The 384-nt window shown below is 38.8% G+C and carries 1 protein-coding gene; it reads right to left on the reverse strand.

All coding sequences use genetic code 11. From position 1 onward, the window contains the following. Positions 1-164: 164 nt before the first annotated feature. A partial coding sequence (locus tag JWG41_RS17955; protein WP_205271190.1) for a hypothetical protein occupies positions 165-384 on the reverse strand: 220 nt, incomplete at its 5' end.

Below are 384 nucleotides of genomic sequence, written 5' to 3' on the forward strand. Positions count from 1 at the left end.
GACTGGCACGGAGTTTGCGGATGCAAACGAGTGACAGAAGGGAAATGTGGCGCAGCCCAAGCGAGGCCTTGTGCCGAGGCGAAGCGTTTCCCCGCTGTTATGCGACGTTATTTATTGTTATTGAAATTTTGAGTTAAACTTTTGTCTCTAATGATTTTTCGGATTTATTTGATATCGTCATTCCCTAGTCGTAAAGTAGTTTGATTTTCGCATTTATTTAAAAATTCTTGTGCAAGCAAACATTGTGTCAAGGTAAGTTTTTCTATACCTGAAGTTCTTGTAGTAGATACATCGCTAATCTGAAGAAGAAAGATTGAACACCAACTATTTCTTTCTCTTAGTGCATTATCAATATAACCTTGTTCATCTCCGCGTTTGCATTGA

Source organism: Leptospira chreensis, assembly GCF_016919165.1.
Classification (GTDB): domain Bacteria; phylum Spirochaetota; class Leptospiria; order Leptospirales; family Leptospiraceae; genus Leptospira_A; species Leptospira_A chreensis.